Below are 26,961 nucleotides of genomic sequence, written 5' to 3' on the forward strand. Positions count from 1 at the left end.
TAGCCTCGGAGCCACTGTTCCCAATAAAGGCTCCCATTTCATGACGTGGTTCAAATCCCTCACACTCGCCGGACGCGAATTGCTGCCCATCGTCCAGGGCGGCATGGGCGTCGGCGTATCCGCCCATCGCCTGGCCGGCGCGGTCGCCAGCCAGAACGCGGTCGGCACCATTGCCAGTGTGGACTTGCGCCATCACCATCCGGACCTGATCGAGCAGACCGAGGACTGCCGCGACCGCGAGCAGATCGACAACGCCAACCTGGTGGCCCTGGACCGTGAAGTGCGCGCCGCGCTCGACACCGCGCAGGGGCGCGGCGTGGTGGCCGTGAACGTCATGAAGGCGGTGCGCGACCATCCCGCGCTGGTGCGCCAGGCCTGCGAAAGCGGCGCCCAGGCCATCGTGATGGGCGCCGGCCTGCCGCTGGACCTGCCCGACATGACCGCCGACTATCCCAAGGTGGCCCTGGTGCCGATCCTGTCCGAAGCGCGCGGCGTGGCGGCGGTGCTGAAGAAATGGATGAAGAAAGGCCGCATGGCCGACGCCGTGGTCATCGAGCACCCCGGCTACGCCGGCGGCCACCTGGGCGCGGCCCGCCTGGACGACATCCACGATGAACGCTTCGACTTCAAGCGCGTGCTGGCCGAATGCCGCCAGTTGTTCCAGGACCTGCAACTGGGCCGCGACGCCCCGCGCCTGATCGTGGCCGGCGGCGTCGGCAGCCATGAACAGGTACGCCACTGGCTCGGCAACGGCGCCGACGGCGTGCAGGTCGGCACGGCCTTCGCCGTGACCCGGGAAGGCGACGCGCACGAGAACTTCAAGCGTGTCCTGATGGAAGCCGACCCCGACAAGCTGGCCGAATTCACCAGCGTCGCCGGCCTGCCCGCCCGCGCCGTGCCGACGCCCTGGCTGACGCGCTACCTGCGCCAGGAAAAGACGCTGCAGGAAAACACCCGCTGCGACGCGCGCCGCTGCAGCCAGCGCATGGACTGCCTGACGCAGTGCGGACTGCGCGACGGCATCGCGCGCTTCGGCCAGTTCTGCATCGACCTGAAGCTGGCCGCCGCCATGCGCGGCGAAGTCAGTCGCGGCCTGTTCTTCCGGGGCGCCTCCAAGCTGCCGTTCGGCGACGCCATGCGCAGCGTGCGCGAGCTGATGGACTACCTGCTGAACGGCAGGATGCCGACGGCGGCCTGACCGGCCGGCCCGCGGCTGCCCCCTTCATACGGGGCCGGGAAAATTATTAAACGTCGTATAATATTATTTTTCGTTCAATAATTTCCCGCCCCATGTCCCTCGCCGATCCGCACGACTCCCCCGCCCCCGGCCTGCGCGAGCGCAAGCGCCAGCAGACGCTGGACCATCTGGCCCAGACCGCCTACCGCCTGTTCGAGACCCTGGGCTACGAGGTCGTCACCATGGAGCAGATCGCGGCCCAGGCGGACGTTTCCAAGGGCACGCTGTACAACCATTTCCCGGTCAAGGAAGCCCTGCTGGCGCACCGCTTCCACGCCGAGCTGGCCGCCAGCATGGTGGACCTGCTGCCCAGGCTGCGCGCGGTGCCCGGCTTTGCCGCGCGGCTCAGACGTGTCCTGCACGCCTCCGCGCATTGGTCCGAAGCCAACCGCGCCTATCTCGGGCCCTACCTGCGCTACCGCCTGTCGACCCTGCGCCCCGACGCCCAGGGCGACGGCCGCTCGCCGCGCAGCGGCCTGCAGACGCTGTTCCACAGCCTCATCACGCAAGGACAGCAGGCGGGTCAATTGCGCGCCGACCTGCCTGCCGACCTGCTCACGCACCAACTGCAGTTCCTGCACCTGGGCGCGCTGCTGCGCTGGCTCGACCTGCCCGGCGCCAGCCTGCGGCGCGAATTCGATGCGCTGCTTTCATTGTTCCTGCAAGGCGCGGCGCCATCCGGGAGCGCCGCGTGACCACCGCGGCCATCCTGGACTGGGCCGCCGCCCGCGAGGCTGGCGTCGCGGGCGCGGGCGGTAAGGGCTGGCAGTTGGCGCGCATGGCGCAACTCGGGATTCCGGTGCCGCCAGGCTTCGTGCTGGCGGCGTCCGCCAGCCTCGCGCGACGCCCCGGCGAGCCCGTGGCCGACGCGCTGGCGCAGGCGCTGCACGAGGCCCTGCGCCAGCGCGGCTGGCTCGACCTGCCCCTGGCGCTGCGCTCCTCGTCGCCCCAGGAAGACGCGCGCACCGCATCGTTCGCCGGCATCCATCTGTCGTGCCTGAACGTGCGCGGCGCGGCGGCGGCCGTCGACGCCGTGCGACACATCTGGGACTCGGCATGGTCGCCGCAGGCGGACGCCTACCGCCAGCGTCTCGGCCTGCAAGCCGAAGAACGCCCCATGGCCGTGGTGGTCATGCCCCTGCTGCCCGCCACGGCCTCCGGCATCGCCTTCACCTGCGACCCGCTCGGCGGCCGCCTCGATCGCATGGTGATCCACGCCAACTGGGGCCTGGGCGAATCCCTGGTGGGCGGCCAGGCCGAGGGTGACGAATACCACTTGCACGCGGATGCCCGTCAATTGGCCTGGCCCCTGGCCCGCCAACGCATCGGCGCCAAACGCCGCGCCACCCTGCCCGCTGCCGGCGGCGGCACACAACTGGTGGAGCAGTCGGCGGCGCGGGCAGCGCAGCCCGTCCTGACGCCCGCGCAGGTGGACGCGCTGGCCGCCCTGGCGCGCGACGCCGCCCGCGCCCTGGACTATTCCGGCGCCCCTTATGACCTGGAATGGGTCCACGACGGCCAGGATTTCTGGATCGTGCAAGCCAGGCCCGTCACCGCCATGGCGCGCCACACCTACCCCGGCCTGCAATCGCAACCTTCCTACTGGTCGCGCGGCAATACCCGCGAAGTGCTGCCTTTGCCCATGTCCGCGCTGGAATGGGACGGCGGCCGCCTGATGGCCGAGCGCATGCTGACTCGCGGCTTCGAACTGAGCGGCTACCGCACGCTGCCGGGCGCGCGCCTGGCGGCAATGTTCGACGGCCGCGTCTACCTGGACGCCTCCGTGATCCAGTGGGTCGGCCACGATGCGCTCGGCATCGCCCCGAGCGCCATGAACGCGCTGCTGGGCGGCCCGCAGCCCGAGATCCAGGTGCCCGCGCCCGGCCTGGCGCAGCGCTGGCGCCACGCACTGCGCATGCTGCGCTACCTGCGCCGGGCCGGGCCGCTGCGGCGCCGCGCCGACGCCGACCTGCCGCGCCAGTTCGCGCGGGCGCGGGCCTGGCTGGATGAAACGCCGCCGGCCGACAGCGCGGCGCTGGGCGCGCGCCTGCTGGAGCAATTCCGCACCGTGGCCGCCGCCGACGACCTGTTCTTCCTGCAAGGCTCGGGCGGCGGCGCCCTGTCCAAACTGCTGGAATGGGTGGAACGCGCCCGTCCCGGCGAAGGCCATGCGCTGACCGCGGCGCTGATGGCCGGCGGCGAAGCCAGCGTGACGGCGGCCCAAAGCTATGACCTGATGGCGCTGGCGCAACGGGCGGCGCGCGAACCGCACACCCTGGCCTGGCTGCGCGAGCCGGGCCGCGATGGCGCCGCCTGGGCCTGGCGCCTGCCGCCGGACAGCGCCTTCCGCCAGGCGCTGGCGGATTTCCTGGGGCGCTACGGCCATCGCGCGGTGTACGAAACCTACCTGCGCAATCCGCGCTGGCGCGAAGCGCCCGACTACCTGCTGGACAGCGTGCTGAACCTGATCGGCGCCGACCCCGCGGCGCTGCGCGCCCGCCAGGAACGGGCCGCGCGCGAGGCATGGCAGGCGGTGCGCGCCGCCCTGCCCTGGTGGCAACGTCCGCTGGCCGCGAAGCTGCTGGCGGCCGCGCGCCGTGAAGGCGCCCAGCGCGAAGCCGCGCGCAGCGTGCTGGTGGCGTACCTGGCGGCGGCGCGCCGCAGCGCGCTGGAGCTGGGCACGCGCATGCGCGGCGCGGACGGCCTGGCGGCCGCCGACGACATCTTCCACCTGACCGCCGAAGAGATCTTCGCGCTCGCCGCGGGCCGTCTCGCCCCCGCGGCCGCCGCGCGCCGCGCCGCCGACCGGCGCGCGCGTCTGGCGGCGTGGGCCGAAGCGCCCGATCGCGACGTGATCGTCGAATACGGCGAGGCGCCCCCCGTGGTCGCGTCCGCCGCGCCGGTCGGTGGCAACGCCTCCTGGCGCGGCACGCCGGTCGCCAGCGGCCGGGCGCAGGGCCCCGCCTTCGTCGCCCAGGATCCGCACGCGGCGCTGGCGATGCCGGCCGGCGCCATCCTGGTGGCGCCCTCCACCGATCCGGCCTGGACGCCGCTGTTCCTGCGCGCGGGAGCGGTGGTCATGGAAGCCGGCGGCTACCTCTCGCATGGCGCCATCGTGGCGCGCGAGTTCGGCATACCGGCCGTGGTCAACGTGCAGGGCATCCTGCGCCAGGTGGCCAGCGGCGACTGGCTGGAGGTCGACGCCGCGCGAGGCACGGTGCGGCGCCTGCCGGCGCCCGCCAGCGCGGCAACCCCCGACGGCGGCCCGCCGCGGCCTCGGCAGCCTTAGCGGAGGTCGCCCGCCGGGCGGCGTCGGCTCAGCGCGCCGCCGGCAGGTCGAACTCGAATACCGCGCCGGGCTCGGGCCGCTCCACCAGCCGGATGTCGCTGTGGTGCAGTTGCAGGATGCGGTGCACGATCACCAGCCCCAGCCCGCCGCCATCGCGCGGCCCGTTGGCCAACACCGAGGCGCGAGTGAACAGGCCTGCGCGCAAGGCTTCGGGAATGCCCGCGCCGTTGTCGCTGACCCGCACCTGCACGCCGCCGCGCGCCGCGCCCAGGCGCAGCTCGATACGCCCGCCCGGGGCCGTGTGGCGGATGGCATTGTCCAGCAGATTGGTCAGCACCCGCTCGATCATGCCCAGGTCGGCGCGCACCGGCGGCAGTTCCTGGTCGATGGCGGTGGTAAGCCGTTGCTGGCGCGCCTCGGCGGCCAACTCGAATTTCTGGACCACATCTTGCGCCAGCTCGGGCAGCGAGAACGTTTCGGGCTCCAGCCGCACCAGTCCGGACTCCAGCCGCGCCAGCTCGAACAATTCCTGTGCCAGCCGGCCGACCTTGCGGCTCTGCGCCAGCGCGATATCCAGGTAGCGGCGGCGCTCGCCGGCATCCAGCGTCTCGTCCTTGAGCCGCAGGGTCTCCAGATAGCCGTGCAGCGAGGTCAGCGGCGTGCGCAGGTCGTGCGAGATGTTCGCCATCAGGTCGCGCCGCTGCTGGTCCTGGCGCGTCAGTTCGCGCCACTGCTCGGTGATGCGCCGTCCCATCTGCACGAAGCTGCGGCGCAGCAGCGAGATCTCGTCGCCGCTGGTATCGGCGGCGTCGGCCGGCTTTTCCAGCGCGGCCAGCGCGCGACCGTCGTCGTCGCCGAAGGCGCGCACCGCGCGCGTCAGCCCCCGCAGCGGCCGCGTGATCAGGCCGAATGCCGCCAGGCCCGCCACCAGGCCCAGCAAGGCCACCAGCGCGATCGACCACAGGGTGGTGCGCAGCACCGCGCTGCGCGAGGCCGCCATGGCCAGCGCGTCGTGCGCCTGGCCTTGCAGCACCACATAGACGTAACCCTGCTCGCGCCCGGCCACCCGCACCGGCGCTGCCGAGAACACCTTGGCGGTATCCAGGTGGCGCGGATCGTCGCCCGCGATCGGCAGCGTCCCGCCCGCCAGGAAGCGGCGCACCGGCGCCAGGTCCACGCGGTCGCGTTTGATCTGCCCGGGCGGCGCCGCGTCGCCGACGATGCGGCCGTCGTTGTCCAGCAGATAGACCTCGACCGCCGGATTCACCATCATCAGCATCGAGAACAGCGAACGCACCGCCTCCGGCTTCCAGCCGTTGGCGTCCATCAGCTCGTTGGTGCCGGCGATATGCTGCGCCAGGCCGCTGGACAGCCGCTGCACCACTTCCTGTTCGTAGCGCAGGTTGGCCGAGATCTGCAGCCAGGCCGACGCGCCGCAGCAAGCCAGCAGCAGCAAGGCGAACACGGCCGACAGGCGCTGGGTCAGGGTCAGGCGCTTCATGGCGTCGGCTCCGCCGGCGCGCCCGGCGCCGCCGCGAACTTGTAGCCGCGGCCCCAGACCGTGAGGATGCGCTGCGGATTGGACGGATCGGCCTCGATCTTGGTGCGCAGCCGGTTGATGTGGGTGTTGACGGTGTGCTCGTAGCCCTCGTGCTGGTAGCCCCATACCTGGTTCAGCAGGTCGAGCCGCGAGAACACCTTGTCCGGATGGCGGGCGAAGAAATGCAGCAGGTCGAACTCGCGCGGCGTCAGCTCGAGCCGGCGCTCGTCGACCGAGGCGGTGCGGGCGATCGGGTCGATGGCCACGCCGTGCTGGCGCAGGCTGCCGGCGTCGATGCGGGCGTTGCGCTCCAGCGCCTCGGTGCGGCGCAGCAGCGCGCGCACCCGCGCCACCAGCTCCAGCATCGAGAACGGCTTGGCCAGGTAGTCGTCGGCGCCCAGTTCCAGGCCGAGGATGCGGTGCACCTCGCTGGAGCGGGCGCTGGTGATGATGATGGGGGTGTAGCGCGTCATGGCGCGGGCGCGTTTGCAGATTTCCAGGCCGTCGATGCCGGGCAGCATCAGGTCCAGCACCAGCGCGTCCCAGCCGCCCTCTTCGAGCCGGCGCATGCCTTCGTTGCCGTCGGCGGCGTGCTCGACGGCATAGCCCTCGTCACGCAGGTGCAGGCGCAGCAATTCGGCGATGTGGGCGTCGTCTTCGACGATCAGGACGCGGCGGGGCGTATCCATAGGGGCTCGGTGCAAGGGTGGCGGCCGGGGCCGCGGACAGCGCCGGGCGCGGGCGATCCGCCCCCGGCAGCGCTATTGTCGCCAATCCATGGCCGGCGAGTTATCACATTTATTTTAAGTTTGCGTGAGGACTTCGATATCGGCGCCGGGGAAGAATGGCTCCAACGACAACAACCGCCTCCCCGAGGAGCCCCGCCATGATGGCCACGCCCGCCACCCCAGACGCCCCCGCCGCCCCGGCGCCCGACAGCCGCGGCCCGGTCCATCCCGGCTGGCTGCGCATCATGCATTGGCTCAATGCGCTGGCCGTGGTCATCATGGTGACCAGCGGCTGGCGCATTTACAACGCCGCGCCGTTCTTCGACTTCACCTTTCCCAACGGCGCCACCCTGGGCGGCTGGCTCGGCGGCGCGCTGCAATGGCACTTCGCCGGCATGTGGCTGCTGCTGGTCAACGGCCTGCTCTACCTGGGGCTGAACCTGACCACCGGCCGCCTGTGGCGCAAGTTCTTCCCGGTCGGCCCGCGCGGCGTCGCCCGCGACCTGGCCGCGGCCCTGCGCGGCAAGCTGTCGCATGCCGACCCGCGCCACTACAACCAGGTGCAGCGGCTGGCCTATCTGTTCGTCATCGCGGATATCACGGTGCTGGTCCTGTCGGGCCTGGTGCTGTGGAAGTCGGTGCAGTTCGACACGCTGCGCACGCTGCTGGGCGGCTATGAATTCGCGCGCCGCATCCATTTCTTCGCCATGGCGCTGCTGGTGGCGTTCGTGGCGGTGCACCTGGTCATGGTGGCGCTGGTGCCGCGCAGCCTCATCGCCATGATCCGCGGCAAATAAGGAGACCCTCGTGAGCGCAAAACGACGCCTGTCGCTGCTGGGCCTGGACGGCCCCGCGATCCTCAAGGAAGCCGTGAAGATCCTGGACAAGCGGGTCGAGGCGCCCTCGCGCCGGGCCTTCCTGCGCAACAGCCTGACGCTGGGCGGGCTGGCGATGCTGTCCGGCTGCACGCTGTCCGACGACGAAAACGTGGAAAAGGCGCTGACCGCGGTGTCGCGCTTGAACGATCGCGTGCAGGGCTGGATCTTCGACCCGAACAAGCTGGCACCCACCTACCCGGAATCGATGATCACCCGCCCGTTCCCGTTCAATGCCTATTACGGCATCGACGAGGTGCGGCAGGTCGAGGAAGAGAGCTTCCGGCTGGAGGTCACCGGCATGGTGGCGGACAAGCGCCGCTGGCGGCTGGACGAGCTGCGCGCCATGGCGCAGATCGACCAGGTTACGCGCCACATCTGCGTCGAGGGCTGGAGCGCCATCGGCAAATGGGGCGGCGTGCCGTTCTCGACCTTCCTGAAGCGCGTGGGCGCCGACCTGACCGCGAAATATGTGGGATTCAAGTGTGCCGATGACTACTACACCAGCATCGACATGCCGACCGCGTTGCATCCGCAGACGATCCTGGCGCTGACCTACGATGGCAAGACCCTGCCGCCGGAGTACGGCTTCCCGATGAAGCTGCGGATGCCCACCAAGCTTGGCTACAAGAACCCCAAGCACATCCAGGCGATTTTCGTCACCAACACCTACCCGGGCGGTTACTGGGAGGACCAGGGCTACAACTGGTTCGGCGGCAGCTAGGTGCTTTTTTCTTTCCACCACGACACACCAGAGGAACGCATCATGAAGACACTCACCACCGCCGCATTTTCGCTGTGCCTGGCCTTTGGCGCGGTTGCCGCGCACGCGGCCGACAACATGTCCAAGGACGGCATGGCCAAGAGCGGCATGTCGAAAGATGGCATGTCGAAGGACGGCATGTCGAAGGACGGCATGGCCAAGGATGGCATGTCGAAGAACTCCATGTCCAAGGACGGCGTGTCGCACGACGGCATGAAGAAGGACGGCATGGCCAAGGATGGCATGTCGAAAGACGGGATGTCCAAGGGCGGCATGTCGAAGGACGGCATGTCCAAGGGCGGCTCCATGAGCAAGGACAGCATGGGCAAGTAGGCCAGCCGACCGCCCCGTCGGCGCCGGCCCGGCCGCGCCGACGGCCGGCCCGCGCCACGCGGCCCCCATGAGCCATTCACCAAGGAACTTCCCATGAAACTGACACGCAGGCATTTCCTGGGCGCGAGCGGTGTATTCGCCGCCGCCGGCCTGGCGCCGCTGCTGGCCGGGCGTGGCGCCCGTGCCGCGCAGGCCCGCGCCTATCCCTATACCCTGAGCGACGCCGAATGGCGCGCCAGGCTGACCCAGGCGCAATACGAGGTGCTGCGCCAGGAAGGCACCGAACGGCCCTACACCAGCCCGCTCAACGACGAGCACCGCGCCGGCACGTTCGCCTGCGCCGGCTGCGCCCAGAAGCTGTTCTCGTCGGCCACCAAGTTCGACAGCGGCACGGGCTGGCCCAGCTTCTGGCAACCGCTGGATCGCGCCGTCGACACGCTGGAAGACCGCAGCTTCGGCATGACCCGCACCGCCGTCAATTGCAGCAACTGCGGCGGCCATCTGGGCCACGTCTTCGACGATGGGCCGCGCCCGACCGGACTGCGCTACTGCATGAACGGCGTGGCCATGAGCTTCACCCCGCAGGCCTGACCTGGGCCGCCTTTTTTTCGAGGATTGCGCATCATGCCCCTTCTTTCCCTCTCCCGCGCCACGCTGGCCGCCGCCGGCGCCCTGTTCGCCATGGGCTCGGCCGGCGCCGCCGAAACCGCCTTCGTCATTCCGCCGCCCGCGCTCGACGCGCCGGCCGGCGCGGCCCAGGAAAAGGCCGTGATCGCCGGCGGCTGCTTCTGGGGCGTGCAGGCGGTGTTCCAGCACGTCAAGGGCGTCACCTCGGCGGTCTCCGGCTACGCCGGCGGCCAGGCGTCCACCGCCGACTACGACACCGTCAGCGGCGGCCGCAGCGGCCACGCGGAATCCGTCGAGATCACCTACGACCCCAGCCAGGTCAGCTATGGCCAGCTGCTGCAGATCTATTTCTCCGTGGCGCACGATCCCACCCAGCTCAACCGCCAGGGTCCGGACAGCGGCACGCAGTACCGGTCCACGGTGTTCCCGGCCAATGACGACCAGCGCAAAGTGGCCGAGGCCTACATCGCGCAACTGAACAAGTCGGGCGTCTACCCGAAGGCGCTGGCGACCACGGTCGAGCCGCTCAAGGGCTTCTATCCCGCCGAGGGCTATCACCAGGACTACCTGGTGCGGCATCCGTACAGCATGTACATCATGGTGAACGACGTGCCCAAGGTGGAGAACCTGGCCCGGACCTTCCCGGCGGCGTACCGCGACAAGCCGGTGCTGGTGAATCCGTAGACGGTCGGCGACGTTGGCCCCGCCTGGCGACGGCACGTCGGCCTGGCGGGCGCCGCCGCATCCGGCCGCCAGCGGCGCGCCGCCCGCCACCGCCGCGCGGCAATTCGACAAGCCAGCCAATCAAGCCGGATAAATAATAAAAACGAATGGACTTCAAAAATCCGGAGTCAGCAGTTTTCGTGCCTGAAACATAATATCTAATGTATCAATTCCCGCCATTTTGATAATGTGGCCGGTATCCAAAACCTCAATTAAAACAAGGCGGTTGGTATCCATTCATATTGATGACCTCGATTTGGATCGTATCTAAGGGATAATTTTTTATTTTGCAAAAAAGGGGGTATAAATTGCGTCCTTTTTCTACGGGCCAGTCGAATCCATACAAAATATTTCCGCGCATGGAAACCGTATTTCCGCGGACGGATACGCATGGATTCCACACGCTGGGCCGCGACAAAAAGGATCCCAGTCTTGACTTACCGCACGAACAAGTGGCTGACGGCCACGGTCGCATTGAGTACCTCCTGCTGCGGCGCCGCCATGGCCGCCGACCTGACGGTGGCGTCCGGCAATACGCAGGTGTTCGACGGCTCGGCCAGCCTGCCGGGCGGCATTGACGTCAACGGCGGCACGCTGGTGGTCGGCGGCAACGGCGGCGCCGCCGGCGTCACCCTTGCCGGCAATGTCAACGCCGCGTCGAACGGCACCGTGTCGGGCTTCGGCACGATCGACGGCAATCTCGACGTGACGGGCGCGCGCGTCGCGCCCGGCTACCCCGTCGGCACGCCGACCGGCGTGTCCAACGGCAACCTCGTCGTCAAGGGCGACCTGTCGATGAACAACGCCGTGTTCGATTTCGAGACCGGCTACGCGGGCCTGCCGATCACGCAACCCGGCACCGGCGACAACATCACGGTCGGCGGCAACGTCGCCCTGAACAACACCACGCTGAACGTGTCGGTCAACACCCTGGGCGTCAACGCCGGCTATTACCGCATCCTGTCGTACGGCGGCACGTTGAGCGGCAACGGCCTGACGCTGGGCACGGTCAGCGGCGACTCGCTGCCGGCCGCGACCATCCAGTCGCTCACCGGCGACAAGCAGATCAACCTCATCCTGGGCCCCAGCACGACCAATCTGTGGAACGGCAACGGCGTGGCGTCGGCGACCCGCGCGGGCGGCGGCAACGGCACCTGGAGCGCCGCCAGCGCCAACTGGAACAGCCCGGCCAATGCCACCGGCGCCCTGCCCGACGGCGGCTACGCCATATTCGCGGGCGCGACCGGCACCGTCACGGTGGATGGCGGCGCCGGCCCCGTGCGCGTGTCCGGCATCCAGTTCGCCACCGACCGCTACACCCTGCAAGGCGCGCCCATCACCCTGGTCGGCAGCGGCGGCAATCCGCCGGCCCTGGTGGTTGGCGACGGCACCTATGCCTCCGGCCAGTTCGTCGACACCATCCACAACCCGCTGCAAGGCACGCAAGGCTTCGTCAAGACCGGCCCGGGGTCGCTGATCCTGACCGCCGACAGCAGCGGCCTGAGCGGCCCCATCCTGATCGCCGACGGCGCCCTGGAAATCGACGGCAAGTTGAACGGCCCCGTCGACATCGGCCGCGAAGTCGTGCTGGCGGGCGTCGGCCAACTCGGCGCCACCACGCTCTACCCCACCGCCGTCATCGCGCCCGGCAATGACGGCTCGCCCATCGGCACGCTGACGATCAACGGCAACCTGACCTTCGGCGCGGACACGATCTACCGCGTGCACGCCGACCCGGCCAGCAGCGCGAGCGATCGCATCCACGTCACCGGCATCGCCAGCCTGGACGGGACCGTGGCGCACATCGGGCCGGCCGGCAACTATGCGCCGCGCGCCACCTACAACATCCTGACCGCCGACGGCGGCATCCAGGGCCGCTTCACGGGCGCCTCCAGCGCCTATGCCTTCCTTACGCCCACGCTCAGCTACGACACGAAGAACGCCTACATGACGCTGACGCGCAATGACGTCCCGATCGGCAGCATCGGCAATGGCGGCAACGAAAGCAGCGTGGGCGAAGCCCTCGACAAGGAAGACCCGCCCGTGGCCGGCACTGGCTCGTCGTCCAACGGCGCGGGCTCCTCGACCAACGGCAATGACGCGTCGCCGGGTGGCGGATCGGCCGTCATCGGCAGCGGCAACGCGTCGGTCCAGGGTTCCGGCGCGCGCCAGGTGACCACGGCGGTGCTGTCGATGACGGCGAACGAAGCGCGATCGGCCCTCAAGCTGCTCGCGGGTGAAGCCTACGCGAGCACCGCCTCGGTGCTGCAAGGCCAGGCGGACACCGTGCGCGCGTTGCCGCTGGAGCACCTGCGCGGCAACCTGGACGCGCCCATGCGCGCCGGCCAGCCCACCGCCCAGCTGGGCTCGCCTTCCGCCGACGCCCTGCCGCAAAGCGGCGCCTCGCCGCTCTGGGCCCAGGCCTTCGGCAACTGGAGCACGCTCGGCGGCGACGGCAACGCATCGAGCGTGAAGCAGTCGGCCGGCGGCTTTTTCGTCGGCGGCGACGGCGCGGTCGGCGGCGGCTGGCGCCTGGGCGGCGCGCTCGGCTACACGGGCAGCCACAGCTCGATCGCCGATGCCGCGTCGCGCACCGACGTCGACAGCTACACCGCGACCCTGTTCGGCGGGCGCAACTTCGCGGCCGGCCCCGGCCACGTCCGCTTCATGGCGGGCGCGGCCTACACCTGGCACGACATCGACACCAAGCGCAACGTGGCCGCCGGCAGCCTGAACCAGCAGCTCAAGTCGTCGTATCGCGCCTCGTCGACCCAGGTGTTCACCGAACTCGGCTACCACCTGCCGCTCAATGACGCCTACGCCATCGAACCCTTTGCCGGCCTGGCCTGGAACCAGCTGCGCACGCGCGATTTCGAGGAATCGGGCGGCAGCGCCGCGCTGCGCGGCAAGGGCGGCTCGGACGACATCACCAGCACCACGCTGGGAATGCGCGGCTCATGGCGCTTCGATTCGCACGGCGCGCCGGGCCGCCTGACCGCATCGCTGGGCTGGCGCCACGCCATGGGCGACGTAAAGCCGCGCCAGGAGCTGGCCTTCGACGGCGGCAGCACGTTCTCGGTGCGCGGCGTGCCGATCGCGCAGAACGCCGCCGTGGTCGGGCTGGGCGCCGAAATGGCCATCACGCGCAATACCACCGCGGGCGTTGCCTACGACGCGCAGTTCGGCGGCGGCAACCGGCAGCAGTCGGGCCTGTTCAAGCTGGCCATGCGCTTCTAGCGCCGGCGCAGGCAAGGCCGCGGGCGTCGCGATCGTGGCGTCCGCGGCACGCCGCCGCGCCTGGCGCGGGGAAACGGCGCCGCCATTGCGCTACAGTGCGGGGGCGCCGCGGGCATCCATGACTGCCGCGGCCTTGAATCCATGCATCCAGGAAAAGCACCGCAGTGAATGACTCCCCCACGCCGGACACCGACGTGTCCGAATACCGCAAGGAACAGACCGCCACGCTATGGCGCGACGACGGCTGGACCGCGCGCATCATCAAGAACGAGGACGACGACGGCTGGGCCGTCGAGATGACCCTGGACGGGCAGGCCGAACCGGCGCTGGTGGGGCCCTGGACCATGGGCCGCGACAAGAAGAACCCCAAACCGCTGGACGGTTCCGCGTTCTCCACCCTGGTCAAGACCGCCAACGAAGTCCTGCGCCGCCACGAACAGCAGTTGCACGCCACGCTGCACAAGAGCGTGAAGATCGACGGCGCCAACGGCCGCCTGACGATCAAGCTGGACATCGTTCCGGACGAAGACGAGCCCTACGCCGTGCTCAGCGCCTACGATGAATCGGGCGACGAATTGGCCCGGATCCAGGTTGCGCCGACGTACAAGCTGAACGTGCGGCGCGCCCAGGAATGGGCCAGCGGCGGTTTTGGGCGGGACGGCTGACGCCGGGCCCCGCCACATGAAGGGCGCCGGGCGGCGTGAGCGCCCCCGGGCTCTCGCAAGCGCCGTTCAATGGCCGGTGCTGTCGCCCTGCCGGCTCGCCTCGAACAGGAACCAGGTGCGCCGCTCGGTCTCGTCGATCCAGTTCTCGATCAGGCTGGAGCTGGCGATGTCGCGATGTTCGTCGGTAACGTTGTGGGCCTCGCGCAGCGTGGCCGCCAGGGTCTTGTTGTCTTCGCGCAGCTCGGCCAGCATGTCGAGCGGCTGCACGTAGTCGGCGTCGTTGTCGGCGATGCGCTGGCTACGCGAGATATGGCCGACGGAACGCAGCGTGGTGCCGCCGATCTTGCGGATGCGCTCGGCGATCGGATCGGTCATGGCGAACAGTTGGTCGCCCTGTTCATCGAGCAGCAGATGGTAGTCGCGAAAATGCGGCCCGCTGACGTGCCAATGGAAATTCTTGGTCTTCAGGTACAGCGCGAACACGTCGGCCAGCACCTGGTTCAGCACCGCGGAGATGTCGCGGGTGGCGGCGGCGGCCAGGTCGGTGGGGGTCGCCAGCGGACGCTTGCGCAGCGTCTTTGCCGCCTTGGTGGTCTTCTCATTCAGTTTCTTGGCCATGGATCGCAGCTCCTGGAAATGATTCGGAAAACACGCGCGCGGCGCGATCGATCGCGCCGCCACGCCCCAGGGTAATCCCGTACGGGCGCTTTGCCAATGGGACAAACGCAAACCGGCTGCTCGCCGTCGCATCGGGCCTGATAGCCGGCTTGATTCATTCATTTGAATGAATTAATCTGCGCATCCCGACCCAAAACAAGGAACACGCATGAACACCCCTCCCGCCCCACTGTCGCTGGCGGAAAGAAACCGGCGCTGGAACCTGGCCCGCGACCTCATGCGGGCCGAAGGCCTGCAGGCGCTGGTCGTCTATGGCGACCGCGAAGCGGCCGCGCCCGCCGGTTTTTCGCCCGATTGCTACTTCAGCAACGACCGCCCCGGATCGCTGGTGGTCTTCATCGGCGACGAAGCGCCCAGGGTCTATACCTTCGCCTCGCTGATGATCGCCGACCACATCCAGTCGGCGCTGCGCGGCGACCTGCAATGGATCGCGCCGGAGCAGCTGTACGTGGGCAAGACGGGGCGCGACGTCGGCGCCTGGCTGGCTGAACGCGGGCTGGACGGCAGCCGCGTCGGCATCATCGGGCTGGAACCCTATCCGCCCTTCTATTTCGACGGCGCCCTGCCCGCGCGCACCCTGCAGGGCCTGGCGCAGGCCTTGCCCAAGGCGGAATTCGTCCCCGTGTACAAAGCCTTCTTCCGGCTGGCATCGGTCAAGAGCGAGGAAGAACTCGGCCTGGTCCGCTACGCCGCCCATATCGGCGAGACCATGAGCGAAACACTGCGCGCCACGGCCCGCCCGGGGGTCAGCGAAGCCGACCTGGTGGCCGCCGTCACCGCCACCTGCTTCGCCATGGGCGGCTACACCGCCGAAGTGCTGCTGGGAACCGGCCCGAAGTATGTCGGCTGGGGACCGCCCGCGTGGCAGTACCGGTCGCAGCGGCCCCGGCTGCTGCGCGAGGGCGACATCGTGCTGTCGGAGATCTTCGCGCTCTATGGCTTGATGGAAACGCAGCACCAGGCGGCGGTGGCGATCGGCGAGGTCCACCCGGACATCCATCGCGCCGCCGACGTCGCCCGCGCCTGCTATGAAAGCGGCCTGGCGGCGCTGCGCGTGGGCAATACGTTTGGCGATCTGGTCGACGCCATGGAGGCGCCTTTGCTGGAATCCGGCGGCTGGCACGTGCATCCCCTGGTCCACAGCATCAACCCCTACGGTCCGGTGGGCTTCGGCACCGCGCCGGGGATAGAATCCCTGCCCGAGGCCGCGCGCTATCCGCAACTGCGGCCCCTGCCGACCGTGGGCCGGGATCTTCCGCTGCAAGCCGGCATGTGCTTCGCATTCGAGCCCAATTGCGGTTTTGGGCGCCACCTGGCCAACATCGGCGGCACGGTGATCGTGGGTGAAAATGGCGGCATCGCCCTGAACCGGAATTCGACCCGGCTGATGCTCGCCGACGGCTAGCCTTCGCCGCCAGGATCGCCGGCGCGGACCCAGGCCCTGCTATCCTGGCGCGCGGCCGGGGGGCCTTCCCCGTGCCGGCCCAGGCCGAAGACACGCGAAGCAAGAACGCACATGAGTACATCGACGACTGAATCCCCTGCCACCGAGCGCGCCGCCGACACGCGCGACCGGCTGCTGCGGGCCGGACTGGCCCTGTTCAGCCAGCTGGGCCTCGAAGGCGTGCGCACGCGCCAGCTGGCGCAGGCCGCCGGCGTCAACCAATCCGCCATTCCGTATCATTTCGGCGGCAAGGAAGGCGTCTATGCAGCCGTACTGGAGCAGACGGCGCAAGCCATCGCCGAACGGCTGGACTGGCCGGATACCGCGCCCCGCACAGCAGCCGACGCGGCGCTGCAACTGGAAGCGATCATGCGCGGCTTCGCGGCCGCGTTGCTGGATTCCGAGGCGTCCGCCGCCCGCAGCCTGCTGCTGGCGCGCGAGCAGTTGCAACCCACGCCCAAATTCGAAGCCATCCACGCCGTGCTGTTCATGCCCCTGCACGAAGCGGTGACGCGGCGCGTCGCCGTCATCCGGGGGGAAGCGCCCGACAGCCGCGGCTGCATCCTGCGCGCCCACGCCATTCTGGGACAGGCCATTGTCTTTGCCGTGGCACGCGAAGCGCTGTTGCGGCGCCTGGGAACCGGCCGCCTGACCCGCGCCATGGTCGCCGAGATCGCCGCCATGGTCGGCGCCACGGCGGTGGCGGCCGCTCGCGACTAGTCCACGGCCGCGCCGGACCTGACCGCGAACACTTCGCCCTGGCCGGCAAACAACGCCACGCAAGCCTGGATGCGATCCGCGATGGAGCCCTGGGGCAGCGGCTGGGCCAGGCCCAGCGCCATCTGCCGCAGCGGCTCGGCGATGGTCATGGCCAGCAGCAGGCCGGCCGTCTCGCGCGGCTGCCTGATGCGGATGAAACCCCGCGCGGCGAGCTTCTCGAACCACGCGGCCAGCATCGCGGTGCCGCGCTCGATGCCATTTTCCTGGTAGACCGCCAACAGCGCCGCGCGCGCCGGAAAGTCGGCGGTCAGCAGGCGGAACATGCCGACGGCGTCGGCCGACAGGGCGCGATCGGCGATCGCCTGTAGCACCCGCGTCAGCGCCGGCAGCACATCGGCGGCGCTGCCGACATCCTGCGCCATCACCGGCTCGAATGTGTCGGTCCAGCCGCGCACCACTTGCGCCACCAGGTCCTCGCGATTGGCCGCGAAGCGGTAGACGGTCTTCTTGGCCATGCCGGCCCGCTTGGCCACCGCTTCCAGCGTGGCCGCGGCGTAGCCCTGGTTCAACAATAGCCAGGTGGCGGCCTCCAGCGCGGCCGCGCGCAATTCGGCGTCGGGCCGGGCGGGACGGCCGCGCGGCCGCGGCGGGGGGGACGATGCCATGGTCGGGAGGAACTCCTGTGAATGAAGTGCGATCTTACACGCTACGCTTATTTTGGAAACGAATAACGTTTCTTTATTGTAGAATCCGCTTTCCCTCTCTCGGAGCCTACGCAATGACCTCCCCGCATCCCGACGCGGCGCACATCCGCGCCGACATGGACTGTCTGCTCGACCCCGCGCCGCTCAGGCTCGAGACCGGCATCACCCGGCTGCCGGGCGGCGGCCTGGTGGTGGCCGCGCGCACCGACCTGCACGGCTGCAAGGGCCGCATGTTCGACTGGTGGTTCAAATTCTTCCAGACCACCCAGCACATCAAGTGGTGGCATCCGCAGGACCACGTCGAGCACCGCGGCTGGGACAGCGCCTGGCGCCGGGGTGAAAACTACATCGGCGCCTCGATCCACGCGGTCGAGTCGCTGGCCGACCTGCCGCCGGTGGCGGCCAGGCTGAAGTTCCATGCGCCCTCCGAGGCCTTCGACGCCGAGCGCTTGCGCGCGGCGCAGGACAGCCGGGACGTGTCGGCTGTCGTCTATGCGCGCATTGGCTTTGGCGACCACGTCCAGCTCGACCCGGACGGCGATCCGATGGACGGCCAGATGATCCACCTGACGCGCGACACGCCGTTCGGCTGCGTGCTGCGCAGCCGTTTCTACCTGGGGCTGTCGAGCGAACGGCCGGAACAGGCCGTGCCGGACGCGCTGGGGCTGAACCTGCTGCGCCACTGTTATACGGAGTTCACCTTCCTGTCGCGCTTCCTGCCGTCGCTCTATTACGGCGAGCACGCCAACGGCGAGGCGGCGCCTCTGCCCTGGTAGCGCCGCCGCGCCCCGGGCGGAGGGACCGCTGGCGCCGCCGAGCCGGCCCGGCGGAAGGAGTATGCTACGGCGCTTCACAACGGCCACACTCCCGTCACATCCCTATGCGCGGCAACCCCGACGCCCGGCAAGGCGCTATCACCCTGCATGGGTTCTACTTCCTGTACTACGGCTTGCAGGGCGTCAGCATCCCCTTTCTTCCGCTGTGGTTCGCGGGCCGCGGACTCGATCCGGCGCTGATCGGCCTGATCGTGGCGACCTCGTTCCTGCCCAAGATCCTGTCCACCCCGGTGGTGGCGCACGTCGCTGACCAGCGCGGCGGCGCGCATGGCCTGATCTTCGCAGCCCTGGCCGCCTCGCTGGCGCTGTTCATCTGCTATCCGTTCAGCCAGGCGCCGGCCTGGCTGTTCGGCGTCACGCTGTTGCTGAACGCCGTGTTCCCGGCGGTGCTGCCCCTGCTGGACCGCATGGCGATCGCCAGCGGCCGCGGCCAGGGCAACTCCTACACCATCATCCGCGCCTGCGGCTCGCTCGGCTTCGCGTTGGTGACAGTGGCCGGCGGCTATCTCATCAAGACCTTCGGCGCCGACTGGGTGATGTGGCTGTCGATGCTGCTGATCGTGGCCTGCCTGGCCTGCGTGCGCCTGCTGCCCCAGGCGGCCCGTCCCGCCGCCGACGAGGCGCCCGCCGAGCGCGCGCGGCTGCCGATGCGCGAGATCCTGCGCGACCGGCCGCTGCTGCTGTGCATCGGCGCCGCCTCGCTGGTGCAGGCCAGCAACGGCTTCCTGTATTCGTATTCCACGCTCTACTGGACCGATCGCGGCCTGTCGACGGCGCTGATCTCGATGCTGTGGGCGGTGGGCGTGGCCAGCGAAGTGCTGTTTTTCTTCCTGGCGCCCAAGGTGCTGGCGCGGGTCGGCGCGCAGTGGCTGATCCTGGTTTCGGCCGCCATGACGGCGCTGCGCTGGGCCGGCCTGTCGGCCACCACCGACCCGGCCTGGATCGCCGCGCTGCAGCTGCTGCAATGCTTCACGCTGGCGGGCAACAACGCCGCCATCATGTGGTACATCGCGCGGCGCGTGCCGGCGGCCTGCAAGACCTCGGCCATTGCGCTGTACGCGCTGCTGTCGGGCGGCGTGTTCATGTTCGGCAGCATCCAGCTGGGCGGCGCGCTGTATCGCGCCTACGCGCCGGGCGGTTTCCTGGTGATGGCGCTGTGCGCGGCCTGCGCTATTCCGCTGGTGCTGGCGGCGGAAAAGCGCGCGCGGGCGGCCTGAGGCCGGGCCCGCGTCGGGCGGCCGCGCGGCGCGAACCGCCCGGACCACTCAGCCCGCCCGGCTGCCCTCCAGCGCCCGCGCCAGCGTCTCGAACACGCGCGGATCGCCGGACTGCGCGACGTTGAACCGCAGGCAGTCCCCGGCGCTCAGCGACACGCTGAAGGCGTTGCCCGGCGCCAGCACCACGCCTTCGCGCAGGCAGGCGCGCGCCACCGTCGCCGCGTCGACGCCGGCCGGCAGGCGGCACCACAGGAACATGCCGGCCTTGGGCGCGAGCCACGGCACGATGCCCAGGGCTGCCAGACGCGCGGTGGTCCGTTCGCGTTCCTCGGCCAGCCGCTGGCGCACCCATTCCATGTGCTTGCGGTAGCCGCTGTCGGTCAGCGTGCGGAACACCACGTCGGCCGCCAGGCGCCCGCCACCGAAGGTGGTGGCGATCTTCAGGTCGGCCAGGCTGTCGATCCAGTCGGCCCGCGCCGCGATGAAGCCGCAGCGCAGCGAGGCCGACACCGTCTTGGAGAAACTGCCGATCTGGATCACGCGCGACAGGCCGTCGAAGGCCGCCAGCCGTGGCGCGGGCGCGTTCTCGAAGTCGGCGAAGATGTCGTCTTCCACGATCACCAGCCCGGCGCCGTCGGCCGCCTTGAGCAAGCGGTGCGCCACCAGCGGCGACAGCGTCGCGCCGGTGGGGTTGTGGATGCCCGAGTTGGTGATGTACAGGCGCGGGGCATGCTCGCGCAGCGCCGCCTCGAAGCGCGCCACGTCGGGGCCTTGCGCCGTATAGGGCACGCTGACCACGCGGGCGCGGTGCGCCTTGAGCAAGGCATGGAAGTTGAAATAGCAGGGATCGTCCACCAGCACGGTATCGCCCGGCTCCAGCAGGAAGCGGCAGATCAGGTCGATGGCCTGGGTCCCGGACTCGGCCAGCATGACCTGTTCGGGCGTGGTCTCGATGCCGGCGGCGGCCAGGCGCCGCGACAGCACCTGGCGCAGGCCCGGGTGGCCCAGGGGCGTGGCGTACTCGGTCAGCGCCAGGGAATCGGCCTTGGCCAGGGCGCGCAATGCGCGGCGGATGCCCGCCTCGTACATCCAGGCGCTCGGCAGCCAGCCGCAGCCGGGCCGCAGCGCGTCGGGCGCGGCCTCCAGCGACTGCCGCGACACCCACAGCGGATCGATCTCGCGGTCGAGCCGCGGGCCGATCTCGGTCAGCGCCAGCGGCGCCACCGGGCCGGCGACGTAAAAGCCCGAGCCGGGCCGCGACGTGATGCTGCCTTCCGCCGCCAGGCGTTCATACGCCTCGACCACCGTCGATACCGACACCCCCATGGCGCCCGCCTGCGCCCGCACCGACGGCAGGCGCGCGCCCGGCAGATAGGCGCGCGCCGCGATGCGCGAGCGCACCTGCGCCATGACTGCCTCGATCCGCGTGCCGCCTTGTTTCATGGCTTCCCTTTCCACCGTACTGGACCGTATTGCATAACAGTTATTTTGAATTGTACTGTACTGTCTCTAGGGAAAACGAGCAGGAAATGCTTCACTGGCGTTTTGACCGGAGCGGTACATGGACAAGGCAACAAGCGGCTGGATCAATGGTTTCATCGGCGTGGCGATCTTCGCGGGCTCGCTGCCCGCGACGCGGGTGGCGGTTGCGGAACTGGACCCCATCTTCCTGACCTGCGCCCGCGCCGCCATTGCCGCCGTGCTGGGCTGGACCCTGCTGTGGCTGCTGCGCCAGCCGCGGCCTGGGCGCGCCCAGTTGCCCGCGCTGGCCCTGACGGCGTTGGGCGTGGTGCTGGGCTTTCCGCTATTGACGGCGCTGGCGCTGCAGCACGTCACCTCGGCCCATTCAATCGTGTTCCTGGGGCTGCTGCCGCTGTCCACCGCCATCTTCGCGGTGCTGCGCGGCGGTGAACGCCCGCGGCCGGCGTTCTGGATGTTCTCGGTGGCGGGCGCGGCCTTCGTGGTCGGCTACGCCTTGATGGGCGGCCTGGCTGTTTCGTTCAAGGGCGACCTGCTGATGCTGGCGGCCATCGTGGTCTGCGGCATGGGCTACGCCGAAGGCGCCAAGCTGTCGCGCACGCTGGGCGGCTGGCAGGTCATCAGCTGGGCCCTGGTGCTGTCTTTGCCGGTGATGCTGCCGCTGGCGCTGTTCACCCTGCCGCCCTCCTTCGCCCATGTCAGCGCGGCCGGCTGGATCAGCCTGGCCTACGTGTCGCTGTTCAGCATGCTGATCGGCTTCGTGTTCTGGTACCGCGGGCTGGCCCAGGGCGGAATCGCCGCGGTGGGCCAGCTGCAGTTGTTCCAGCCGTTCATGGGCCTGGGCCTGGCGGCGCTGCTGCTGCACGAACAGGTCAGCTGGAGCATGCTGCTGGTGACGCTGGCCGCCGTGATCTGCGTGGCCGGGGCCAAGAAGCACGCGCGCTAGCCGCTGGCGCTGTCCCCGGAGGCCACGACTCGTGGGTGGCAGCCGCCCGCGGCCACTGCCGGCAAGACGCGGTCGGCGGAACCTGGGCGGCAGACAGGGGCGGCAGACACACTTGGCCAAAGAAAAGGCGCCGGACAAAGCCGGCGCCTTTTGCATGGCGGCCGCAAGCGGCGCGCGTCCCCTCAGCAGCAGCCGATGCGCTTCTTGCCACCGTAGCGGGCATCCTGGCGCTCGCGGAAGAACGCCTCGTAGCTCATCGGCTCCTGGTCGGGGTGGGTGCGCCGCATGTGCTCGACGTAGTTCTCGTAGTCGGGCACGCCGACCATCAACCGCAGCGTCTGGCCGAGGTAGCGGCCGGCGGCGCCGGCCGCCGAGGTCATGTTGGAAAACAGCATGGCGGCGCCTCCCGGGCTCAGTCCGCGCCGGCGGCCGCGGCGGCCGGCAGGGTTTCGTAGGGCGTCTCGCGCGCGGTCGGCTGGTTCTCGGCGCGGGCGCGCATGACCGACCGGATGCCGAACAGCACCGTGCTGATCACCACGAACATGAAGATCGCGCACAGGCCGGCGTTGATGTAGTCGTTCATCACGACGCGCGACATTTCCGCCAGCGACTTGGCCGGCGCCAGCACCTTGCCTTCGGCGATGGCGGCGTTGTACTTGGCCGCGTGCGACAGGAAACTGACCTTGGGGTCGGCGTGGAACACCTTCTGCCAGCCGGCGGTCAGGGTGCACGCCAGCAGCCACAGCGTCGGCAGCACGGTGACCCAGGCGTAGCGGTCGCGCTTCATCTTGAACAGCACCACGGTGCCCAGCGTCAGCGCGATGGCGGCCAGCATCTGGTTGGCGATGCCGAACAGCGGCCACAGCGTGTTGATGCCGCCCAGCGGGTCGACCACGCCCTGGTACAGGAAATAGCCCCAGGCCGCCACGCACAGGCCGGTGGCGATCAGGTTGGCGGGCAGCGACTCGGTGCGCTTGAGCGACGGCGCGAAGGTGCCCAGCAGGTCCTGCAGCATGAAGCGGCCCGCGCGGGTGCCGGCGTCCACGGCCGTCAGGATGAACAGCGCCTCGAACAGGATGGCGAAGTGGTACCAGAACGCCATCATGCTGGGGCCGCCGATGGCCTGGTGCAGGATGTGCGCCATGCCCACGGCCAGCGTCGGCGCGCCGCCGGCGCGCGAGATGATGGTGCTTTCGCCGACGTCCTTGGCGGTCTGCACCAGGTCGGCCGGGGTGATCACGAAGCCCCAGCTGGACACCACCTGGGCGACCTGGTCGGGCGTGGTGCCGATGACGGCGGCCGGGCTGTTCATGGCGTAGTAGATGCCCGGCTCGATCACGCAAGCGGCCACCAGCGCCATGATGGCGACGAACGATTCCATCAGCATGCCGCCGTAACCGATGTAGCGGGCCTGGGTTTCGTTCTCGATCAGCTTGGGCGTGGTGCCCGACGAGATCAGGGCGTGGAAGCCCGACACCGCGCCGCAGGCGATGGTGATGAACAGGAACGGGAACAGGTTGCCCGACCACACCGGACCGGAGCCGTCCACGAACTGCGTCAGCGCCGGCATTTTCAGCTCGGGCGCGACCACCACGATGCCGATGGCCAGGCCGACGATGGTGCCGATCTTCAGGAAGGTCGAGAGGTAATCGCGCGGCGCCAGCAGCAGCCACACCGGCAGCACCGAGGCGATGAAACCGTAGATGATCAGGATCCAGGTCAGGCCCTTGCCATCGAAGTCGAACATCGGGCCGATGACCGGATGCGCGGCCACGTCCTGGCCGAAGGTGATGGCGGCCATCAGGCCGACGAAGCCGATGATGGAGACCTCGCCGATCTTGCCCGGGCGGATGTAGCGCAGGTACACGCCCATGAACAGCGCGATGGGAATGGTGGCGGCCACCGTGAAGGTGCCCCACGGCGAGTGCGTCAGCGCCTTGACCACGATCAGCGCCAGCACCGCCAGGATGATGACCATGATCATGAAGGCGCCGAACAGCGCGATCACGCCCGGAACCTTGCCCAGCTCTGACTTGACCAGGTCGCCCAGCGAACGGCCGTCGCGGCGCGTCGAGATGAACAGGATGGTGAAATCCTGCACGGCGCCGGCGAACACCACGCCGGCCAGGATCCACAGCATGCCGGGCAGGTAGCCCATCTGCGCGGCCAGCACGGGGCCGACCAGCGGGCCGGCGCCGGCGATGGCGGCGAAGTGGTGGCCGAACAGCACATGCTTGTTGGTCGGAACGTAGTCCAGGCCGTCGTTGTACTTCCAGGCCGGCGTCATGCGCGTCGGGTCAAGGCTGAACACCTTGTTGGCGATGAAGCGGCTGTAATAGCGGTATGCGATCAAGTACACGCAGACGGCGGCGATCACCACCCATAGCGCGTTGATGGTCTCACCTCTGGCCAGCGCCACGGTGCCGAGCGCGAACGCGCCCAATACCGCAACCGCCAGCCAGACCAGGTGCTGACCCAGTCCCTTACTGCTGGTATGCATAAGTGCTCCTCTTGCCTCCCGCCATGCTTTTGGCGTGCAACGCTTTTTTCGTCCCGCGGGTGGGCAGACTCGTTGTTGTAGGGTGGCGGACGCAGGCGTCCGCGCGGCGTCCGGTCGACGCGGGCGTTAGTATTTCGGTTTGGCCTGACCGCAACAAGCGCGAAACTACGCAAGCTCTCTACGTATTACTACCGAATGCGCCGCAGCATATTCGCCGCCGGAATCGTAAAATCGACCGCAAACCCGCATGAGTTGCGTGGCCCTTTCTCTTGATGCACCGCAACACGCGCAATCCGCGCTGATACAAATCCCCTGATGAAGCTGCGTCTGAAAATCCTGCTGCTGGCCGCCGTCCCCCTGCTGGTGGCGCTGGCGGCCATTGCCGTGGCCGTCTACGTGCAGGGCCTGCAACTGGCCCAGCGCGAAAAAGAGGTGGTGGAAAGCGCCTGGCTGGGCAGCAAGGAAAGCGAGCTGCGCCACTATGTCAGCCTGGCCTACAGTGCCATCGCCCCGCTGCAGGACGCCAGCGACGGCGACGCCGCCCGCGAGCGCGCGCTGGCGCTGCTGGCGCAGATGGAATTCGGCCACGACGGCTATTTCTTCGTCTATGACCTGCACGGCAGGAACCTGATGCACCCGCGCCAGCCCGAACTGGTCGGCCGCGACCTCTGGAACCTGCGCGACACCCACGGCCAGCCGGTGATCCAGAACCTGCTGACGGCCGCCCGCCGCGGCGGCAGCCAGGGCGAGGCGGTGCACTACCAGTGGGAAAAGCCCTCGACCCACCAGATGGTGGAAAAGCTCGGCTACGTGGTGGTGCTGGAACGCTGGGGCTGGATGCTGGGCACCGGCATCTACCTGGACGACGTCGAACAGACCCTGGCGCACATCGACGCCGCCGCCCAGTCCAACATCCGCAACATGTTCGCCTGGGTCGCCGGCATCGCCGCCGTCTCGATCCTGGGCGTGGCCGCCTGCGGCCTGGCTCTCAATATCAGCGACCACCGCCAGTCCGACGCCAAGCTGCGGCTGATGGCGCAGCAGCTGGTGCGGTCGCAGGAAGACGAACGCGCCCGCCTGTCGCGCGAGCTGCACGATGGCATCAGCCAGGTGCTGGTGTCGATCAAGCTGGCGCTGGAAGCCGCGCGCGAACGGGTACGCCAGGCCCTGGGGGCCGAGCCGCGCGCGCTGGCGCACATCGACACGCCATTGGGCAGCGCGCTCGATCGCCTCAATACCGCGGTGGGGGAAGTGCGGCGCATCTCGCACAACCTGCGCCCGACCCTGCTGGATGACCTGGGCCTGCCGGCCGCGCTGGAGCACCTGGGCCGGGAATTCGCCGGCGCCAGCCAGGATGGCGCGGCGCCCCTGACGGTGCGGCTGGCCACGCAGGGCCGCCCCGTCAAGCTGCCCGACGCCTACGCCACCGCCCTGTTCCGCGTTACCCAGGAGGCCCTGACCAACGTCGTGCGCCACGCCGGCGCCCGCCGCGCCGACCTGACGCTGGCATACACCGAACGCGACCTGCGCCTGACCATCCATGACGACGGCCGCGGCTTCGACTACGCCGAGGTGCAGCAGGATCCGCGCCGCGGCATCGGCCTGCGCAACATGCGCGAACGCATGACCGCGCTGTCCGGCAGCCTCAGTTTCCATACCTCCGACCAGGGCACCACCCTGCAGGCCTGGCTGCCCTTGCCGCCGCCCACCCCCGACGTTTCCAGACCCGCATGACCGACCCTGGCTCCCCCATCCGACTGCTGCTGATCGACGACCACCCGCTGGTGCGCGACGGCCTGCGCCTGCGCCTTGAGACCGTGCCGCACCTGCAAGTGGTGGGCGAAGCCGGCAACGCCGCCGCCGCCTTGGCCTTCCTGCAGGCCTGCCTGGCCGAGGACCCGCTGGGCGGCACCCTGCCGCAATTGGTGCTGATGGACCTGAACATGCCGGGCGTGGGCGGGCTGGAGCTGACCGCGCAGCTGCATGAACGCTATCCGCAGATCGCGGTGCTGGTGCTGTCGATGCACGACAACGCCGAATACATGGTGCAGGCGGTGCGCGCCGGCGCCCGCGGCTACCTGCTCAAGGACGAGCCGGCCCAGGAGATCCTGGCGGCCATCGACGCGGTCATGACCGGCCGCACCTACTTCAGCGCCGCCGTGTCGCTGCGCCTGTCGCAGGCCAGCGCCCCCGCCACCCTGCTGACCCAGCGCGAGCGCGACGTGCTGCGCCACATCGCCAGCGGCCACGCCAACAAGCAGATCGCCCAGGCGCTGGGCCTGTCGGTGCGCACCGTCGAAACCCACCGCCTGAACATCAAGCGCAAGCTGGGCATCGACGGCCAGGCCGAACTGATCAAGTACGCGGTCGAGAACCGCGGCGTATAACCCCTCTATCCATCGGGTTTCCGGCTGCGAAGC

24 protein-coding genes and 2 pseudogenes are annotated in these 26,961 nt (G+C 69.4%); 17 read left to right on the forward strand and 9 right to left on the reverse strand.

Translation table 11 applies throughout. The features are described from left to right. Positions 1-40 precede the first annotated feature (40 nt). The 3 genes from AC6CR5_RS06320 to AC6CR5_RS06330 all read left to right on the forward strand — a co-directional run bounded on the left by AC6CR5_RS06320 (position 41) and on the right by AC6CR5_RS06330 (position 4,526). Positions 41-1,198, forward strand: a complete 1,158-nt coding sequence (locus tag AC6CR5_RS06320; protein ID WP_020927870.1) for an NAD(P)H-dependent flavin oxidoreductase — start codon at positions 41-43, stop codon at positions 1,196-1,198. 92 nt (positions 1,199-1,290) lie between these two features. Then, the gene (locus AC6CR5_RS06325; protein WP_020927871.1) at positions 1,291-1,932 is read left to right on the forward strand and encodes a TetR/AcrR family transcriptional regulator; all 642 of its coding nucleotides are present in this window, start codon (positions 1,291-1,293) and stop codon (positions 1,930-1,932) included. Beyond that, the gene (locus AC6CR5_RS06330) at positions 1,929-4,526 is read left to right on the forward strand and encodes a PEP/pyruvate-binding domain-containing protein (protein WP_498085363.1); all 2,598 of its coding nucleotides are present in this window, start codon (positions 1,929-1,931) and stop codon (positions 4,524-4,526) included. The genes AC6CR5_RS06325 and AC6CR5_RS06330 overlap by 4 nt, the downstream gene beginning before the upstream one ends. 28 nt (positions 4,527-4,554) lie before the next feature. On the opposite strand, the gene AC6CR5_RS06335 is transcribed toward AC6CR5_RS06330, so the two are convergent. Then, positions 4,555-6,027, reverse strand: a complete 1,473-nt coding sequence (locus tag AC6CR5_RS06335) for a sensor histidine kinase (RefSeq protein WP_498085364.1) — start codon at positions 6,025-6,027, stop codon at positions 4,555-4,557. Beyond that, positions 6,024-6,755: a response regulator transcription factor gene (locus tag AC6CR5_RS06340; protein WP_026383751.1), complete on the reverse strand. Its 732-nt coding sequence runs from the start codon at positions 6,753-6,755 to the stop codon at positions 6,024-6,026. Before AC6CR5_RS06340 ends, AC6CR5_RS06335 begins: the two co-directional genes overlap by 4 nt. Positions 6,756-6,952: 197 nt before the next feature. Between AC6CR5_RS06340 and AC6CR5_RS06345 the strand changes: the two genes are divergently transcribed. From AC6CR5_RS06345 to AC6CR5_RS06355, 3 genes and pseudogenes are all read left to right on the forward strand, one after another. Next, complete coding sequence (locus AC6CR5_RS06345) at positions 6,953-7,591, forward strand: cytochrome b/b6 domain-containing protein (protein ID WP_006387186.1); 639 nt, start codon at positions 6,953-6,955, stop codon at positions 7,589-7,591. A 10-nt stretch (positions 7,592-7,601) separates the two neighbouring features. Next, complete coding sequence (locus AC6CR5_RS06350; RefSeq protein ID WP_020927874.1) at positions 7,602-8,393, forward strand: molybdopterin-dependent oxidoreductase; 792 nt, start codon at positions 7,602-7,604, stop codon at positions 8,391-8,393. 42 nt (positions 8,394-8,435) lie between these two features. Continuing rightward, positions 8,436-8,651: pseudogene (locus AC6CR5_RS06355) on the forward strand (pentapeptide MXKDX repeat protein); the annotation flags it as partial. Here AC6CR5_RS06355 and AC6CR5_RS06360 read toward each other — a convergent pair. Then, a pseudogene (locus AC6CR5_RS06360) lies at positions 8,559-8,879 on the reverse strand (pentapeptide repeat-containing protein); the annotation flags it as partial. The pseudogenes AC6CR5_RS06355 and AC6CR5_RS06360 overlap by 93 nt on opposite strands. Here AC6CR5_RS06360 and msrB point away from each other — a divergent pair. Together msrB and msrA are read left to right on the forward strand one after the other, a co-directional pair. Next, positions 8,859-9,356, forward strand: a complete 498-nt coding sequence (gene msrB, locus AC6CR5_RS06365) for a peptide-methionine (R)-S-oxide reductase MsrB (RefSeq protein WP_020927876.1) — start codon at positions 8,859-8,861, stop codon at positions 9,354-9,356. The pseudogene AC6CR5_RS06360 and the gene msrB sit on opposite strands and share 21 nt — an antisense overlap. 33 nt (positions 9,357-9,389) lie before the next feature. Further along, the gene (gene msrA, locus AC6CR5_RS06370; protein WP_058664549.1) at positions 9,390-10,076 is read left to right on the forward strand and encodes a peptide-methionine (S)-S-oxide reductase MsrA; all 687 of its coding nucleotides are present in this window, start codon (positions 9,390-9,392) and stop codon (positions 10,074-10,076) included. Positions 10,077-10,229: 153 nt separating this feature from the next. Here the strand turns inward: msrA and AC6CR5_RS06375 are convergent, their stop codons facing one another. Then, entirely contained in the window at positions 10,230-10,352 is a 123-nt protein-coding gene (locus AC6CR5_RS06375; protein WP_275255213.1) for a hypothetical protein, read from the reverse strand. Between the two features lie 195 nt (positions 10,353-10,547). Here AC6CR5_RS06375 and AC6CR5_RS06380 point away from each other — a divergent pair, with 195 nt between their 5' ends. Together AC6CR5_RS06380 and AC6CR5_RS06385 are read left to right on the forward strand one after the other, a co-directional pair. Further along, positions 10,548-13,352: an autotransporter family protein gene (locus AC6CR5_RS06380; protein WP_498085365.1), complete on the forward strand. Its 2,805-nt coding sequence runs from the start codon at positions 10,548-10,550 to the stop codon at positions 13,350-13,352. Between the two features lie 164 nt (positions 13,353-13,516). Next, positions 13,517-14,017: a hypothetical protein gene (locus AC6CR5_RS06385; protein WP_047990898.1), complete on the forward strand. Its 501-nt coding sequence runs from the start codon at positions 13,517-13,519 to the stop codon at positions 14,015-14,017. Between the two features lie 66 nt (positions 14,018-14,083). Here AC6CR5_RS06385 and AC6CR5_RS06390 read toward each other — a convergent pair whose 3' ends face one another. Further along, entirely contained in the window at positions 14,084-14,635 is a 552-nt protein-coding gene (locus AC6CR5_RS06390; protein WP_054444742.1) for a Dps family protein, read from the reverse strand. Positions 14,636-14,843: 208 nt separating this feature from the next. Here AC6CR5_RS06390 and AC6CR5_RS06395 point away from each other — a divergent pair, with 208 nt between their 5' ends. Continuing rightward, positions 14,844-16,100 carry a M24 family metallopeptidase gene (locus tag AC6CR5_RS06395; RefSeq protein ID WP_498085366.1) on the forward strand — a complete coding sequence of 419 codons (1,257 nt, stop codon included), beginning with the start codon at positions 14,844-14,846 and terminating at the stop codon, positions 16,098-16,100. A 111-nt stretch (positions 16,101-16,211) separates the two neighbouring features. Continuing rightward, positions 16,212-16,859, forward strand: coding sequence for a CerR family C-terminal domain-containing protein (locus tag AC6CR5_RS06400; RefSeq protein WP_020927881.1), 648 nt, complete (start codon positions 16,212-16,214; stop codon positions 16,857-16,859). Here the strand turns inward: AC6CR5_RS06400 and AC6CR5_RS06405 are convergent. Continuing rightward, positions 16,856-17,524, reverse strand: a complete 669-nt coding sequence (locus AC6CR5_RS06405) for a TetR/AcrR family transcriptional regulator (protein WP_498085367.1) — start codon at positions 17,522-17,524, stop codon at positions 16,856-16,858. The two genes, AC6CR5_RS06400 and AC6CR5_RS06405, sit on opposite strands and share 4 nt — an antisense overlap. Positions 17,525-17,637: 113 nt before the next feature. Here AC6CR5_RS06405 and AC6CR5_RS06410 point away from each other — a divergent pair, with 113 nt between their 5' ends. Together AC6CR5_RS06410 and AC6CR5_RS06415 are read left to right on the forward strand one after the other, a co-directional pair. Beyond that, on the forward strand, positions 17,638-18,339 hold the full coding sequence (locus tag AC6CR5_RS06410) for a DAPG hydrolase family protein (RefSeq protein WP_422836812.1): 702 nt from the start codon (positions 17,638-17,640) through the stop codon (positions 18,337-18,339). 104 nt (positions 18,340-18,443) lie between these two features. Beyond that, entirely contained in the window at positions 18,444-19,616 is a 1,173-nt protein-coding gene (locus tag AC6CR5_RS06415; protein ID WP_241118280.1) for an MFS transporter, read from the forward strand. Positions 19,617-19,664: 48 nt separating this feature from the next. On the opposite strand, the gene AC6CR5_RS06420 is transcribed toward AC6CR5_RS06415, so the two are convergent. Then, positions 19,665-21,059, reverse strand: a complete 1,395-nt coding sequence (locus AC6CR5_RS06420; protein WP_006387199.1) for an aminotransferase-like domain-containing protein — start codon at positions 21,057-21,059, stop codon at positions 19,665-19,667. Between the two features lie 118 nt (positions 21,060-21,177). Between AC6CR5_RS06420 and AC6CR5_RS06425 the strand changes: the two genes are divergently transcribed. Continuing rightward, positions 21,178-22,041 carry a DMT family transporter gene (locus AC6CR5_RS06425; RefSeq protein WP_020927886.1) on the forward strand — a complete coding sequence of 288 codons (864 nt, stop codon included), beginning with the start codon at positions 21,178-21,180 and terminating at the stop codon, positions 22,039-22,041. Between the two features lie 182 nt (positions 22,042-22,223). On the opposite strand, the gene AC6CR5_RS06430 is transcribed toward AC6CR5_RS06425, so the two are convergent. Next, entirely contained in the window at positions 22,224-22,436 is a 213-nt protein-coding gene (locus tag AC6CR5_RS06430) for a YbdD/YjiX family protein (protein WP_006387201.1), read from the reverse strand. 17 nt (positions 22,437-22,453) lie between these two features. Further along, positions 22,454-24,541, reverse strand: a complete 2,088-nt coding sequence (locus AC6CR5_RS06435; RefSeq protein ID WP_020927887.1) for a carbon starvation CstA family protein — start codon at positions 24,539-24,541, stop codon at positions 22,454-22,456. A 315-nt stretch (positions 24,542-24,856) separates the two neighbouring features. Here AC6CR5_RS06435 and AC6CR5_RS06440 point away from each other — a divergent pair, with 315 nt between their 5' ends. Next, entirely contained in the window at positions 24,857-26,275 is a 1,419-nt protein-coding gene (locus tag AC6CR5_RS06440; RefSeq protein WP_006387203.1) for a cache domain-containing protein, read from the forward strand. Then, the gene (locus AC6CR5_RS06445) at positions 26,272-26,928 is read left to right on the forward strand and encodes a response regulator (protein WP_006387204.1); all 657 of its coding nucleotides are present in this window, start codon (positions 26,272-26,274) and stop codon (positions 26,926-26,928) included. Before AC6CR5_RS06440 ends, AC6CR5_RS06445 begins: the two co-directional genes overlap by 4 nt. Positions 26,929-26,961: the final 33 nt, after the last annotated feature.

It is taken from the genome of Achromobacter sp. EG18, from assembly GCF_059759395.1.